This window comes from Bacillus cereus group sp. BceL220 (assembly GCF_051776965.1).
Classification (GTDB): Bacteria; Bacillota; Bacilli; order Bacillales; family Bacillaceae_G; genus Bacillus_A; species Bacillus_A cereus.
In genome coordinates, this window is sequence record NZ_JBPWBC010000002.1 from 296,755 (window position 1) to 312,488 (window position 15,734).

The window sequence follows — 15,734 nt, forward strand, 5'->3', positions numbered from 1 at the left end:
GCAAAAATAATTCACCATTGCTTCTTTAATGCAGTCGTGAATTATTTTTTTTATTAGAAAAATAGAACAATTTTATAGAGTATTGAATTATAACCGTCCAGACGGTATAGTAATATTTGGTTTAAGAGGAAAATGAAACAAAAAAGAATAAAAGATATTTTTAGCACACTATTCGAAAGGATAGGCCGCAAAGCTTAGAGTCTACGGTAATACATATTGGTTACTAAGATCGTCTGGTTGCACATTTTTGATGCAACCGGACGGTCTTTTTTTGTTATATAAATATAAAAAATAGGAGGGAACTATGCAAATGAAAAGTACTAAAAGACATATTTCAATGGTTTCATTAGTTTTTCTAGTATTATTTTCAGTGCTGAATGTGTGGGCTCCAGTTATTCAAGCTGCTGTGATGAAAAGTCCAGTGGACGAAATTAATATTTCCCGTACTGATGGCACGACATCTGAACCGTATCAAGCCTCAGATGGTATGAAAGTAGAAGTGAAGTGGTCAGCTAAAGAAAAAATAAAAAGTGGAGATCAATTCACAATTGATATGCCAAAAGAGTTTCGAAAAGACCTTATGAATATGAGTTTTCCTTTAAAAGATGCTGAAGGAAAAACAGTTGGTACATGTGAGATGAAAAAGGGTCTATTAACGTGTACTATGGGTGATTACGTAGAAGGAAAGAATAACATTAAAGGTTCTTTATTCGTAGAATTCTACTTTGGTTTAGAAGCATATGATGGTGTTAAAGAAATTCCATTAGAATTTAACGTTGATGGTCAAATCGTTAATAAAGAAGTAAATGTAAGTAATACGACAGAGAGACCGAAGCCACAGCCCAATACAGATAATCTATTGAAATGGGGTTCTTATAATCAAGAAGATCCTTCGATTGCTGATTGGCTTGTATATGTAAATGCAACTGGAACAGAAATGCAAGATCTTAAATTAACAGATACATTAGGACCTGGACATGAGTTAATTACAGACAGCGTAGTATTAGAAGAGGCTGTATTTGAAGATGGTTATGCACCAACAAATATTAAGCCAGCAGATTTATCTAACATTAAAATAAATGCAACGAAGACTGGATTTATAATTGAGTTTCCAGACAGTTCAAAAGGCTATATTTTAAGATATAAAACAAAGGTTACAAATCCTGCTGCGAAGCCTCATAAAAATACTGTGAAATTAGAAGGTAAAAATATTAAAACTGAAGAAAAAGTAGGACAAGTATTCGTAAGTGGTGGGGGAGGATCCGGTTCAGGTGACAATAATCCACCTAGCATTGAAAAAAATATAGTTGATGAGAATGGCAAGCTTGTAGAGAATGAGCAGTTAACAAAAATGGATCAAGTTATTCAATACCAAGTTGGTACACATATACCGAACGATCCTCCTAAATACACTTCTATGGTAATTAGTGATGATTTAGAAGATGTTTTAGAAGTATTAGAGGCAAAAGTGTATGATCAAAATGGCCAAGATATTACTTCTAAAGGAACGTTAAATATAGATAAACAAAGAAGTGAAGTAACATTTACGTTTGGTGAGAGTTTTGACTATAAGTCATATGAAGACCAGATAATTAATCTCAGTATCAAGGCGAAAATCAAAAATAATGCAGACTTATCTTCTTACGTAGATAAGAAGATTCCTAATAAAGCGGAATTACATTTTGATGATAAAACTTTAACATCAAAAGAAGTAACTATTACGCCGCCTGAAGCTCCAAAAGATGGTACAGTATCGCTTCATAAAATAGATTCTGAGAATCCGAACAAAGGGTTAAAAGCTGCCGAATTTGAAGTCCGAAATAGTGCAAATGAAGTTGTTGCAAAACTGAAAACGGACGAAAAAGGTTTTTCAGTACCTCAAACTTTAGCTCCTGGGACGTATAAAGTATATGAAACAGTAGCACCAGAAGGATATCAAAAATTAACAAGTCCAGTAGAGGTTACACTTCAAGCTGGAGAAACAAAAACAATTGAAATTAAAAATACTATGCAAAAGGGTCAAATTGAAGTAAAGAAAATTGATTCGGAAAATGGTGAGAAACCATTAGCAAATGCAGAGTTTGATATAGTAAAAGACGGTGTAGTAGTCGAACATATTGTTACAGATAAAGATGGTAAGGCAATCTCTAAACCGTTAGCACCAGGAAAATATATTTTAAAAGAAACAAAAGCACCTGAAGGCTACCAATTAAAAGAAACAGAGTTCGAAGTAAATGTAACAGGGGACGGCATATTCCCAATACAAGTGGAAAATGCAATGGTAGACAAAGGTAATATAGAAATTACAAAAGTGGACAAAGAAAACGGGGCAGTATTAGCCGGTGTCGAATTTGAAGTTCAAGATGAGAAAGATGGCGTAGTAAGAAAAGTAGTAACAGATAAAGAAGGAAAAGCAAACGTTTCAGATCTATCAGTAGGAAAGTACAAATTAGTAGAGACGAAAAGCTTACCAGGTTACAAAAATCTAGCAGAACCAGTACTATTTGAAATTACAAAAGGTATGACAAAAGCTTTAGTAATAAAAGTAGAAAATGAGCAGTTAGACAAAGGCTCAGTAGAAATTACAAAAATAGATAAAGATAGTCAAAAAGTATTAGAAGGCGTAGTCTTCGAAGTGCAAGATGAGCAAGGAAAAGTAGTAACAGAAGTAAAAACAGATAAAGATGGTAAAGCAAAAATCTCAGATTTATCAGTAGGAAAGTACAAATTAGTAGAGACGAAAAGTTTACCTGGCTACAAAAAGCTAACAGAACCAGTATCATTCGAAATTACAAAAGGTATGACAACAGTCCTATCATTGAAAGTAGAAAATGAACAGTTAGATAAAGGTTCAGTAGAAATTACAAAAGTAGATAAAGACAACAAAAAAGCATTAAAAGGCGTAGTCTTTGAAGTGCAAGATGAAGCTGGAACAGTAGTAAAGGAAGTAAAAACAGATAAAGATGGTAAAGCAAAAATCTCAGATCTATTAGTAGGAAAGTACAAATTAGTAGAGAAAGAAAGTTTACCAGGCTATAAGAAACTAACAGATCCAGTATTATTTGAAATCAAAAAAGGCATGACTGAAGTTCTATCATTAAAAATAGAAAATGAAATGGTAGATACGGGAAATGTAGAGATAACAAAGATAGATAAAGATAATAAAGCACCGTTAGCGGGAGTAACATTCATCGTCCAAGATGAAAAGGGTAATGAAGTTACAAAAGTAACGACAGATAAAGATGGAAAAGCAAATGTTTCAGATTTACCTGTAGGAAAGTATGAATTAGTAGAGGTAGAAAGTTTGCCTGGTTATAAAAAACTAGAAAAACCAGTATCATTTGAAATCAAAAAAGGCATGACCGAGGTTCTATCATTAAAAGTAGAAAATGAAATGGTGGATACAGGGAATGTAGAGATAACAAAAATAGATAAAGATAGTAAAGCTCCATTAGAAAATGTTGTATTTGAAGTACGTGATTTAAAAGGAAAAGTAGTTGCGAAAGTAACGACGGATAAAGAAGGAAAAGCAAAAGTTTCAGATTTACCTATTGGGAAGTATGAGTTGGTGGAAGTAGAAACACCGGCAGGATACAAACCGCTAGAAAAGCCAATTTCATTCGAAATTGAAAAGGGTAGAGTAACAGCGCTAAAGCTAACAGTAGAAAATGAATTAGTGGATACAGGAAATGTAGAAATTACAAAAGTAGATAAAGAAAATAAAGATGCTTTAGCTGATGCAGTATTTGAGATTCAAGATGAAGCAGGACAAGTAGTCGCTAAAATAACGACAGATAAAAAAGGACAAGCACAAGTTACTAATTTATCCGTCGGCACATACAAGTTAGTAGAAGTAAAGGCACCAAAAGGGTATAAACAATTAGTAGATCCGATTACTTTCCAAATTGAAAAAGGCATGACAAAATCTCTTGCTTTAACAGTAGAAAACGAAATGTTAGACAAGGGAAATGTGGAAGTAACAAAAGTAGATAAAGATAGTCAAAAAGTATTAGAAGGCGTAGTCTTCGAAGTACAAGATGAGCAAGACAAAGTAGTAACGGAAGTAAAAACAGATAAAAATGGTAAAGCAAAAATCTCAGACTTATCTGTAGGAAAATACAAATTAGTAGAGACGAAGAGCTTACCAGGTTACAAAAAATTAATAGAACCAGTATCATTCGAAATCAAAAAAGGTATGACGAAAGTCTTATCATTGAAAGTAGAGAACGAACTGTTAGATAAAGGTTCAGTAGAGATTACAAAAGTAGACAAAGAAAGTGGCGCAGTATTAGCGGGCGTAACATTCGAAGTGCAAGATGAAAAAGATAAAGTAGTAACAAAAGTAACGACAGATAAAGAAGGACAAGCAACAATTTCAGATTTACCAGTAGGAAAATATAAGCTAGTAGAGGTAGAAAGCTTACCAGGATATAAAAAACTAGCGAAGCCAGTATCATTCGAAATCAAAAAGGGTATGACAGAAGTTTTATCACTAAAAGTAGAGAACGAATTAGTAGATAAAGGCTCAGTAGAAATTACAAAAGTGGACAAAGAAAGTGGCGTGTTATTAAAAGGCGTAACATTCGAAGTGCAAGATGAAAAAGGCAAAGTAGTAACGAAAGTAACAACAGATAAAGAAGGAAAAGCGAAAATTTCAGATCTATCTGTAGGAAATTACAAACTAGTAGAAGTAGAAAGCTTACCAGGCTACAAAAAGCTAACAGAGCCAGTATCATTCGAAATTAAAAAGGGTATGACAGAAGTCTTATCATTAAAAGTAGAGAATGAACAGTTAGACAAAGGTTCAGTAGAAATCACAAAAGTAGATAAAGATAGTCAAAAAGTATTAGAAGGCGTAGTCTTCGAAGTACAAGATGAGCAAGGCAAAGTAGTAACGGAAGTAAAAACAGATAAAAATGGTAAAGCAAAAATCTCAGACTTATCTGTAGGAAAGTACAAATTAGTAGAGAAAGAAAGCTTACCGGGTTACAAAAAATTAATAGAACCAGTATCATTCGAAATTACAAAAGGTATGACGAAAGTCTTATCATTGAAAGTAGAGAACGAACTGTTAGATAAAGGTTCAGTAGAGATTACAAAAGTAGACAAAGAAAGTGGCGCAGTATTAGCGGGCGTAACATTCGAAGTGCGAGATGAAAAAGATAAAGTAGTAACAAAAGTAACGACAGATAAAGAAGGAAAAGCAAACGTTTCCGATTTATCAGTAGGGAAATATAAGCTAGTAGAGGTAGAAAGCTTACCAGGATATAAAAAATTAGCAAAACCAGTATCGTTTGAAATTAAAAAAGGCATGACAGAAGTCTTATCACTAAAAGTAGAGAATGAACAGTTAGATAAAGGTTCAGTAGAAATTACAAAAGTGGACAAAGACAGCCAGAAGGCATTAGAAGGCGTAACATTCGAAGTGCAAGATGAAAAAGGCAAAGTAGTAACGAAAGTAACAACAGATAAAGAAGGAAAAGCGAAAATTTCAGATCTATCTGTAGGAAGTTACAAACTAGTAGAAGTAGAGAATTTACCAGGCTACAAAAAATTAACAGAGCCAGTATCATTCGAAATTAAAAAGGGTATGACAGAAGTCTTATCATTAAAAGTAGAGAATGAACAGTTAGACAAAGGTTCAGTAGAAATCACAAAAGTAGATAAAGATAGTCAAAAAGTATTAGAAGGCGTAGTCTTCGAAGTACAAGATGAGCAAGGCAAAGTAGTAACGGAAGTAAAAACAGATAAAAATGGTAAAGCAAAAATCTCAGACTTATCTGTAGGAAAGTACAAATTAGTAGAGAAAGAAAACTTACCAGGTTACAAACAATTAACAGAACCAGTATCGTTTGAAATCAAAAAAGGAATGACAGAAGTTCTATCATTAAAAATAGAAAATGAAATGGTAGATACGGGAAATGTAGAAATTACAAAAATAGATAAAGATAATAAGGCACCGTTAGCAGGTGTAGTCTTTGAAGTTCAAGACGACAAAGGCAAGGTGGTAACGAAAGTAACGACAGATAAAGCTGGAAAAGCAACAGTTTCAGATTTATCAGTAGGAAAGTACAAGTTAGTAGAAGTAGAGAGTTTACCAGGCTACAAAAAATTAGAAAAGCCTGTACCATTTGAAATTAAAAAAGGTATGACAAAATCTTTAACGTTCACTGTAGAAAATGAAATGGTAGATACGGGGAATGTAGAAATCACAAAAATAGATAAAGACAGTAAAGCACCATTAGAAAATGTTGTATTTGAAGTACGTGACTCAAAAGGAAGAGTAGTTGCAAAAGTAACAACGGATAAAGAAGGAAAAGCAAACGTTTCAGATTTATCTATTGGAAAGTATGAGTTAGTAGAAGTAGAAACACCGGCAGGATACAAGCCACTAGAAAAGCCAGTTTCATTCGAAATTGAAAAAGGTAGAGTTACAGCATTACAATTGACTGTAGAAAATGAATTAGTGGATACAGGAAATATAGAAATTACAAAAGTAGATAAAGAAAATAAAGATGCTTTAGCTGATGCAGTCTTTGAAATTCAAGATGCAGCAGGACAAGTAGTCGCTAAAATAACGACAGATAAAAAAGGACAAGCACAAGTTACTAATTTATCAGTTGGCACATACAAGTTAGTAGAAGTAAAAGCACCAAAAGGATATAAGCAATTGGTAGATCCGATTACTTTCCAAATTGAAAAAGGCATGACAAAATCTCTTGCTTTAACAGTAGAAAATGAAATGTTAGACAAGGGAAATGTAGAAGTAACAAAAGTAGATAAAGATAGCCAAAAAGTATTAGAAGGCGTAGTCTTCGAAGTGCAAGATGAGCAAGGCAAAGTAGTAACAGAAGTAACGACAGATAAAGAAGGAAAAGCAAACGTTTCAGATCTATCAGTAGGAAAATACAAATTAGTAGAGACGAAGAGCTTACCAGGTTACAAGAAGTTAACGGAACCAGTATCATTCGAAATTAAAAAAGGTATGACAAAAGTCTTATCATTGAAAGTAGAGAATGAAAAGTTAGACAAAGGTTCAGTGGAGATTACAAAAATGGCCGCTGAAAGCAAGGAAGTCTTATCAGGAGCTGTGTTTGAAGTTCATGATGACAAGGGAAAAGTAGTAGTGAAAGTAACAACAGATAAAGATGGAAAGGCAAAAATCGCAGATCTATCTGTAGGTAACTACACACTAGTAGAAGTAGAAGCACCAAAAGGATATGAAAAATTAACTAATCCAATTCCATTTGAAATTACAAATGGAATGATAAATGCAGTTCAATTAGAAGTATTAAACAAATTGAATCATTTAGCACCACCAGGTCCAGAAACACCAGATCCAGAAAAGCCTGGAACACCAGATCCGGAGAAACCTGGAACACCAGATCCAGAAAAACCTGGAACACCAGATCCAGAAAAGCCTGGAACACCAGATCCAGAAAAGCCTGGAACACCGAATCCAGAAAAGCCTGGAACACCAGATCCAGAGATACCTGGAACACCGAATCCAGAAAAGCCTGGAACACCAGATCCAGAGATACCTGGAACACCGAATCCAGAAAAGCCTGAAAAAGAATTACCGAAGACAGGGCAGAAAATGCCTGTGGAACCATATATGGGAGCACTTCTTGTAATGATGAGTTTTGGGTTACTCGTATTAGGTAGAAAACAGCAGAGATAATAAAGGTGAAAAGGTATCCTCAAAGTATTTGAGGATACCTTTTTTAGCATAAAAAAAGCATCTAGCAAAAGAACTAGATGCAAATAAAAACACATGGGAAGACAAAATTCTTCCCGTTTCCCGTATGTAATTATATCAAAAAAATTATAAAAAACTAGCTATATTTAAAATATAATTTTAAAAAAAGTTATATACATAAATAATTGCAATACTCGCAGTTTTATCTTCCTGAAAAAGTTATTTCTTTAGTTCCGAATATTAAGACTAATGTTGATAAATCTTCAGATAATTAGAAATAATGTCCAAAAGGATATATAATATTGCTTAAGAAATAGTTTTAATGGATTACATATATTTCATTTGGTGTATTAATTGAATATCATAATTTTTAATTTTATTAAGCAAGAATCTCGGTTACTTATTGCATTTCTAACATAGGGTGAGAAAGAAAAATACAATAGTGTGGAGGTTTTTATAATGACGTTTGTTCTTAGTAAAATGAGTGGCTTTAGCATAGAAGAAAAGGTACATGAATTTGAATCTAAAGGGTTTCTTGAAATCTCAAATGAAATCTTTTTACAAGAGGAAGAGAATCATCGCTTATTAACACAAGCACAGTTAGATTATTATAATTTGGAAGATGATGCGTACGGTGAATGCCGTGCTAGATCTTATTCAAGGTATATAAAGTATGTTGATTCACCAGATTATATTTTAGATAATAGTAATGATTACTTCCAATCTAAAGAATATAACTATGATGATGGCGGGAAAGTTAGACAGTTTAATAGCATAAATGATAGCTTTTTATATAATCCTTTAATTCAAAATATCGTGCGTTTCGATACTGAATTTGCATTTAAAACAAATATAATAGATACAAGTAAAGATTTAATTATAGGGTTACATCAAGTAAGATATAAAGCTACTAAAGAAAGACCATCTTTTAGTTCGCCTATTTGGTTACATAAAGATGATGAACCAGTAGTGTTTTTACACCTTATGAATTTAAGTAATACAGCTATTGGCGGAGATAATTTAATAGCTAATTCTCCACGGGAAATTAATCAGTTTATAAGTTTGAAGGAGCCTTTAGAAACTTTAGTATTTGGACAAAAGGTCTTCCATGCCGTAACGCCACTTGGAACAGAATGTAGTACTGAAGCTTTTCGTGATATTTTATTAGTAACATTTTCTTATAAGGAGACAAAATGAGAGAAAATAAAATAATTATGATTTCTGGAGCCAATAGTGGTATAGGTCATGCTTGTATAAAATACTTTTTAGAAAAATCATTTCATGTAATAGCGCTTGATATTAATAATAATAACTTAATAGATTATATGAAAACAGATATGCCTTTGAAAGTAGTGCAAATTGATTTAAGTAATAGCGAAGCGATTCATAATCTTTTTACTCAATTAGATTTAGAAAAGCTTTCTCCTGATATATTAATAAATGCAGCTGGTATTCGAGAGATAACACCTGTTTTACATTTATCCGATGATATGTTTAAAAAAGTAATTGATGTAAATTTAGTAGCCCCATTTATTCTTTCTAGGGAAGTAGCTAAGCGATGGTGTGAATCGAAAATAAAAGGTTGTATTGTGAATATAGCATCGGTTTCTGGATTAATGGCTGAACCAGAGCGAGCTGCTTATGTGGCATCAAAGCATGCCTTAATCGGATTGACTAAACAGATGGCTATGGAATTTGGGAAGCAAAATATAAGAGTAAATAGCATTTCTCCCGGTGTTATTAGAACTGAACTTACAGAAGAATACTTTAGTAATAAAGCCTTGATGTCTATGATAAAAAGTAATCAATCTTTAGATACTTGGGGGTTGCCGCAGGATATTGTTTCATGTATTGAGTACTTGATTTCTGATCAGGCCCGCTTTATTACTGGTTCTAATTTTGTAATTGATGGTGGTTGGACTGCAGGGAAAAATTTGTAATTGAGTGTTTTTGAGGAAAAGCACCTGTCCTTTTTTAGGCTGGTGTTTTTCTCACTATAAACCGAGTTTTTATTGGAGGGGAATTAATTTGCTTCAAAAAAGTTTTAAGCAAGAGAAAACGGTACCGGCCTTAAAGATGATAGCATCAATGGTTATCTTTGGATCAGTTGGATTTTTTTCTGTTCAAACAAACTTACCTTCGTTTGAATTAGTGTTTGTAAGGTGTATTTTTGCGACAATATTTTTAAGTGTATGCTGGTTGCTTACAGGGCAATATAAACAAGATAAATGGGAACGAAAAGAAGTTATTCAAGTTTTAATATGTGGGTTTTTCTTAGTATTTAATTGGGTTTTCTTATTTAAAGCCTTTGAAAATATGTCAGTTACAATTGCTATCTCAGTTTATCATCTTGCACCAGTAATTGTACTGTTAATTGGAAGTATCGTCTTTAAAGAAAAATTAACATTAATATCTATTATTTCAATAGTTGTGTGTTTTGTGGGAGCTTTATTAATTGCTGGTATTGATGGAAGCTTCTCTTTCGGTTCATTAATGTCTTCAGGTATGATATGGGGATTTCTTGCAGCTCTCTTTTATGCATTTACAACTTTATTTGGTAAAGGGATTAACAAAATGAGTGCGTATGCAATGACATTTTTACAAACATTCTTGGGGATATTTCTTTTAATACCATTTATAGATTTAGATGCTTTTAGTGGCCTCACTCAAAGTAATTGGACATATATTATAGCTACTGGTTTTATTCACACTGGGATAGTGTATTATCTGTTTTTTGATAGTTTACGCCATTTATCTACAAAAACAATCTCAATATTAGTTTTTTTAGATCCGGCAGTGGCAATATTATTAGATACTGTACTTACTGGATTCCGTCCAACTTTAATGCAAATAACAGGAATTCTTTTTATTTTTATTGGCATGACTTTAACATTAAAAAAATCTAAAGATAAAAAACTGAGCCAAAAAGAAAAGCGAATTGAAAGCGATGCTAGTATATCTCAACAATAATGAAATATATTGTGTATAAAACGATAAACCTTGCATGAATCATGCAGGGTTTATTTGGTTCAATATAATTCATATTTATAATATGTAATTTTAAAAACTGAGGTATGTTTTTTAACATGCTTTTGATTCAACTATTTTTATTTGACTATAAATTTACAAAATTGTATATAAAACCTTATTTTTTGATAATATATAAGTAATAAATTCATAGAATTGGAGTGATGAGATGCAGCCGTTAGAAAGGGAGATTCATTCTAATATGCTGAAAGTGTGGAGGATTCACGCTTTAATTGGGGCGGCAGTTATACTAACAGTCGTAATTGCGTATTTCTTTTTTATGATTAACTTTAACTGGTGGGGCTGGTTGTTTGGACTATTAGTAACAGGAGCCATTATATTTATTCCACTTGATTATTTTGTGTTTCCAAATTTACGTCAGCGCTATTATAGTTACAGATTAAATGAAGAAGAGATTGAGATTCAAAAGGGAATGTTCGTTGTAAAACGCGTACTTATTCCGATGATCCGTGTGCAGCACGTAACGATTGAGCAAGGTCCGATTATGAGAAAGTATAATTTAGCAGAATTACACATTTCAACAGCCGCAACGTCTCATAGTATTCCAGGTTTAACGAAAGAAGAAGCAGAACAGCTGAAAAGACAAATTGGAGAACTTGCGAAAGTGAGTGATGAGGATGTATAGGAGGCAACATCCGATCACGATATTGTTAGGTATTAGGGTTGCGAGTTTGTTGCCACTTATTATTCTTGTTTTATTTAAACCTGATGAACAAGTGGAACCTTGGTATTTATTTTATCTTTTCCTTCTGGTTGTTTTATTCATCATGGCTATTTTTTCAGCAATTAAATGGTATTTTAAAGTGTACTGGATTGAGAATAATATTTTACATATAAAGCACGGTGTTTTTGTAAAGAAGGAAAGCTATTTAAATAAAGAGCGTGTACAAAATATTAGTACATCTTCTAACGCCATTTATCAAATGCTCGGACTTATGAAGCTAAATATAGAAGTAGCAGGCGGCAGTAGTGAGCCAGAAGTGATGTTGGCTGGTATTAAAGAAGACGAGGCAAAACATTTAATCTCTTTATTACATAAGAAAGAAACTACTGTAAAAGAAGAAATAGAAGAGGAAGAAAGCAAGACGGTTTATCAGTTAACAACGAAAGAGGTTTTAGCCGCAGCGATTACATCTGGTCGGTTCGGACTAGTGTTCTCTGGACTAGTACTTCTTTACACAAAGTTTGATTTTGTTCTTCCTGAAGGATTCACAAGTAAAGTAGAAGCGTATGTGATGGGAAACGGTGTTTATAAACTAATTGTAATTGCATTAATTTTAATGGTAATTTCATGGATTATTTCCACGGCTGGATATGTGTTGAAATATGCAAACTTTAAAATTGAGCGAAAAGGGGAAGAGATTCGTATCGTTCAAGGATTATTTGAAAAGAAAGAGTTTGTCTTAAAATTGCACCGCATTCAAGCGATTACTGTAAAAGAAGGTATGCTTCGCCAGCCGTTTGGTTATTGTGCTGTTGAAGTGGAAGCAATTCAAAGTATTGGAGCAGCAAGTAACGAAGTAATGTTGCATCCATTTATGAAGAAAAAAGATGTACAGCACCTGCTCACATATTTAGAGTTACCTTATGAAATCGAAGCGGAGATCGTTCACTTACCAAAAACAGCGTTGCATCGTTATTTCATTATGGGCTGGTCAATAAGTATCATACTCACAGTTCTAATTGCCAGCGTGAGTATATATTTTAAACAATATATTGCGTTGTTTGTTATTTTACCGTTATTTATCGTGTTTTCGTTACTTGCGTATGCTAGATATAAAAGTGGCGGTTATGAATTAAGAGAAAATCAACTAACGGTTGTATATCGTAATTTTTCGAAATATACAGGAATAATGCGAAGAAGACATGTTCAAGTAGTAGGTTATGATCAATCGTATTTTCAAAGAAAAGATGAATTATGTACAACTCTTGTAGCGGTAGCCGGGCGCGGTTATGAAGTAAAGCATATGAGAAAAAAAGATTCACTTAGTATATATAATTGGTACAAAGAAAAAGGAAACACCGGTGTGTAATGGTGTTTCCTTTTTGTTATTAAATGGATATCTTTAGTCGAATCGTTGATATATTTCAAGATGTGATAGATATATTCGAAAAATCGTTGATATATTCAAAGATGTGATAGATATATTCGAAAAATCGTTAATATAATTTCACGTTCTGCTAGTGTTGTATTACTTTTTAATTAAACTAACACATCAAAAGTAGTCACAAAAGAAGGACGAGAGAAAATACTCTTTTGCTGTTCCGCATGTGGATGCGCTGGAGCTTGTCCTTCTGCTTGTGTGGGACGTTTTTTATGAGCATTTTCGAATGAACGTGATTCTGTCCAGTCTTTAAAGTTTTGCTCTGTTTCCCACATCGTTAAGATGACATATGTATCGTTACTTAATGGGCGTAAAACACGGATCGCTTGGAATCCTGGTTCGTTTTCAATAAGGCCTGCGCGGTTTTTAAAGCGGTTTTCAAATACTGGGCGACCTTCGTCTGTGACAGAAATGTTGTTACAAACGATATAGCCAGATTGTCCTTTAAATTCACCGACAGCATCTAGTACGTCATACTGAAGTGAGCCTTCTACAGATTCTTCTGTATTTTCTTTATAAAACATATTTTTTTCATCATTTTTTGCAGTGAAATGTGATTGTTCTAGAGGTGTTTCGTATGAAATAATCGCCTTCATTTTAATGCCCCCTTAATAGTTTGTTTCTATTATATCAACTCTCTTAAAAAACTTCGAAGATTATATACATAAAGATACTTCTTTTTCAAATAATAAATGTACCATCATTTGGAAAGAAGGACGATGTATGAAGAAAGTAAAGTGGACTTTATTAGGCGGCGTCGCAACGTTTGTAGTAGCAATTGTACTCTATAAACTTATCGTGTTAGCTGGTGGCTATATGATGGATGAAAAGCAGCTCGTTTTCCACTCTTCATCACGTATTGTTGACCAGAAAGGAAAAGAAATTACGAAATTATACGTAGAAAATAGGGAACTCGTACCAGTCGAGCAAATTCCGAAGTATGTGCAGCAAGCGTTTGTTGCGGTGGAAGATTCTCGTTTTTATGAGCATCAAGGAATTGATTATCCGTCTATATTCCGTGCTCTGTATAAAGATACGTTAGCTAGAGAAAAGGTAGAGGGCGGTAGTACTATTACGCAGCAACTCGCTAAAAATGTCTTTTTAACTCGTGAAAAAACATTTACGCGCAAATTGAAGGAAGTCGCAATTTCTCTTCAATTAGAGCAAAAATATACGAAGCAACAAATTCTTGAAATGTATATGAATCATATTTATTTTGGTCATGGGGCTTACGGTATTCAAGCGGCAGCAAAGTTGTATTTTAATAAAAATGTTGAGGATTTAACAGTAGAGGAAGGGGCAATGCTTGCAGGCCTTCCAAAGTCACCAAACGGATATTCACCGTACTACTCTGCAGAGAAGAGTAAGGAACGCCGCGATCTAGTGTTGTCACTTATGCATAAACAAGGCTATTTGACTGCAGAAGAAAGCGTTCGTTATCAAGGGAAGACAATTGCTCTATATAAAAATTTAGATGAGAATGAGCTTGCATATATGCCGTATATTGATATGGTCATAGATGAAGCCGCTCGTTTATACGGATTGTCTCATCAAGAAGTACTTCGCGGAGGATATACGTTTGTCGTACCTATGGATGAAAAGATTCAAAAGGTAGCATATAACCAGTTTCAAGATGCAAGGAATTTTCCTGGGAAAGAAGAAGGGGCGCAAGGTGCGTTCTTATTAATGGATAATCGTACGGGAGGGATTAAAGCGGCGATTGGGGGAAGAAAGTACGTCCCGAGAGGATTTAATCGTGTTTTTGCCAAAAGGCAGCCCGGATCTGTTTTAAAACCACTTATCGTTTATGCACCAGCACTAGAAACGAAAAAGTATAATCCGTATTCTTTATTAACAAATGAAAGAAATTCTTTTGAAGGGTATGAACCTCGAAATTATAATCATGAGTATTCAAAAGAAATGACGATGTATGATGCGATTTTAGAGTCGGCAAATGTACCGGCAGTTTCTTTATTAAATGAGTTAGGGGTAGAAGAAGGAAAGCAATATTTAGAAAAAGGGAATGTTCATATTGCAGATGCTGGTTTAAGTACAGCGCTTGGCGGATTGAAAAATGGCGTTTCAACATTTGATCTTGTAAAAATGTATCGTTCATTTTTAGCAAATGGAAATATTATCGAGCCGCACGTTATTGATAAAGTATTAAACAGACACGGTGCAGTCATTGGGGAATCTCCAAAAGTAGAGACGAAAATCTTTTCGAAGCAGACAGCATGGTATATGACGAAAATGTTAGAAGGAGTTGTGAAGGAAGGAACAGCGAGAGTTGGTGTATATAACGGTGCGTTAGCTGGAAAAACGGGTACAACTTCATTGCCAAATGACGATAAGGGAGCAAGAGATATGTGGTTCGTCGGCTATACACCGAACTTAGTAGGCGCTGTTTGGATTGGTTATGACCGCACGGATAAGGAGCATCAGTTGCAAGGAGAAAGTGCATCTGCGACAAAATTATTTAAGAAAATTTTAACGAAGGCTAATGTAGAACATAAAGAGAAGTTTATGAAGCCTGAAGGTGTGGAAACAATCGGTGCTCCGATTCGGCTGCGAAGAATTGAAGATGTAAAAATGAAACTATCATTTAGTCCTTTCGGTTTATTTAAAGCAAAATTAAGCTGGACGCCACTTCCAGATAACAGAATTATGTACCGAATCTATAGAGTGGAGAATGGAATTCATACGCATGTTAGCACTGTAAACGGTGCTGGAGAATATGAGGAAAAGTTCGTTAACATATTTTCAAAACCGAGCTTTTACGTTGTACCATATAATACACAAACGAATCGCGAAGGAGAAAAGTCAAAAGTAGCTAAACCATAGTTTTTCTCTGTGTTATAATAAGAATGTTGTGAAAATAGTAA

The 15,734-nt window shown here is 33.9% G+C and carries 8 protein-coding genes and 1 riboswitch; of the genes, 7 read left to right on the forward strand and 1 reads right to left on the reverse strand.

Going from position 1 to position 15,734, the window contains the following annotated elements; all coding sequences use genetic code 11:
• The first annotated feature begins 152 nt into the window (after positions 1 to 152).
• Positions 153 to 245: riboswitch (cyclic di-GMP riboswitch) on the forward strand.
• Between the two features lie 59 nt (positions 246 to 304).
• The 6 genes from ACS2FK_RS06430 to ACS2FK_RS06455 all read left to right on the forward strand — a co-directional run bounded on the left by ACS2FK_RS06430 (position 305) and on the right by ACS2FK_RS06455 (position 12,780).
• Positions 305 to 7,681 carry a SpaA isopeptide-forming pilin-related protein gene (locus ACS2FK_RS06430; RefSeq protein WP_063546738.1) on the forward strand — a complete coding sequence of 2,459 codons (7,377 nt, stop codon included), beginning with the start codon at positions 305 to 307 and terminating at the stop codon, positions 7,679 to 7,681.
• Positions 7,682 to 8,158: 477 nt separating this feature from the next.
• On the forward strand, positions 8,159 to 8,896 hold the full coding sequence (locus ACS2FK_RS06435) for a 2OG-Fe dioxygenase family protein (RefSeq protein ID WP_000144820.1): 738 nt from the start codon (positions 8,159 to 8,161) through the stop codon (positions 8,894 to 8,896).
• The gene (locus ACS2FK_RS06440) at positions 8,893 to 9,639 is read left to right on the forward strand and encodes an SDR family NAD(P)-dependent oxidoreductase (RefSeq protein WP_001208940.1); all 747 of its coding nucleotides are present in this window, start codon (positions 8,893 to 8,895) and stop codon (positions 9,637 to 9,639) included. The genes ACS2FK_RS06435 and ACS2FK_RS06440 overlap by 4 nt, the downstream gene beginning before the upstream one ends.
• Before the next feature lie 88 nt (positions 9,640 to 9,727).
• The gene (locus ACS2FK_RS06445) at positions 9,728 to 10,669 is read left to right on the forward strand and encodes a DMT family transporter (RefSeq protein WP_000939632.1); all 942 of its coding nucleotides are present in this window, start codon (positions 9,728 to 9,730) and stop codon (positions 10,667 to 10,669) included.
• Positions 10,670 to 10,895: 226 nt separating this feature from the next.
• Complete coding sequence (locus ACS2FK_RS06450; protein WP_001182719.1) at positions 10,896 to 11,372, forward strand: PH domain-containing protein; 477 nt, start codon at positions 10,896 to 10,898, stop codon at positions 11,370 to 11,372.
• Positions 11,365 to 12,780: a PH domain-containing protein gene (locus ACS2FK_RS06455; RefSeq protein ID WP_015055095.1), complete on the forward strand. Its 1,416-nt coding sequence runs from the start codon at positions 11,365 to 11,367 to the stop codon at positions 12,778 to 12,780. The genes ACS2FK_RS06450 and ACS2FK_RS06455 overlap by 8 nt, the downstream gene beginning before the upstream one ends.
• Positions 12,781 to 12,950: 170 nt before the next feature.
• Here the strand turns inward: ACS2FK_RS06455 and hmoB are convergent, their stop codons facing one another.
• Positions 12,951 to 13,448 (reverse strand): heme-degrading monooxygenase HmoB, encoded by a 498-nt coding sequence (hmoB, locus tag ACS2FK_RS06460; RefSeq protein ID WP_000644097.1) that lies wholly within the window; start codon positions 13,446 to 13,448, stop codon positions 12,951 to 12,953.
• 127 nt (positions 13,449 to 13,575) lie between these two features.
• Between hmoB and ACS2FK_RS06465 the strand changes: the two genes are divergently transcribed.
• The gene (locus tag ACS2FK_RS06465) at positions 13,576 to 15,693 is read left to right on the forward strand and encodes a transglycosylase domain-containing protein (RefSeq protein ID WP_000756303.1); all 2,118 of its coding nucleotides are present in this window, start codon (positions 13,576 to 13,578) and stop codon (positions 15,691 to 15,693) included.
• Positions 15,694 to 15,734 lie beyond the last annotated feature (41 nt).

What these genes read in the sequence shown, in the direction of transcription:
- ACS2FK_RS06430 (WP_063546738.1), top strand. Translation starts at nt 305, where the DNA reads ATGCAAATGAAAAGTACTAAAAGACATATTTCAATGGTTTCATTAGTT.
- ACS2FK_RS06435 (WP_000144820.1), top strand. Translation starts at nt 8,159, where the DNA reads ATGACGTTTGTTCTTAGTAAAATGAGTGGCTTTAGCATAGAAGAAAAG.
- ACS2FK_RS06440 (WP_001208940.1), top strand. Translation starts at nt 8,893, where the DNA reads ATGAGAGAAAATAAAATAATTATGATTTCTGGAGCCAATAGTGGTATA.
- ACS2FK_RS06450 (WP_001182719.1), top strand. Translation starts at nt 10,896, where the DNA reads ATGCAGCCGTTAGAAAGGGAGATTCATTCTAATATGCTGAAAGTGTGG.
- ACS2FK_RS06455 (WP_015055095.1), top strand. Translation starts at nt 11,365, where the DNA reads ATGTATAGGAGGCAACATCCGATCACGATATTGTTAGGTATTAGGGTT.
- hmoB (WP_000644097.1), bottom strand. Translation starts at nt 13,448, where the DNA reads ATGAAGGCGATTATTTCATACGAAACACCTCTAGAACAATCACATTTC.
- ACS2FK_RS06465 (WP_000756303.1), top strand. Translation starts at nt 13,576, where the DNA reads ATGAAGAAAGTAAAGTGGACTTTATTAGGCGGCGTCGCAACGTTTGTA.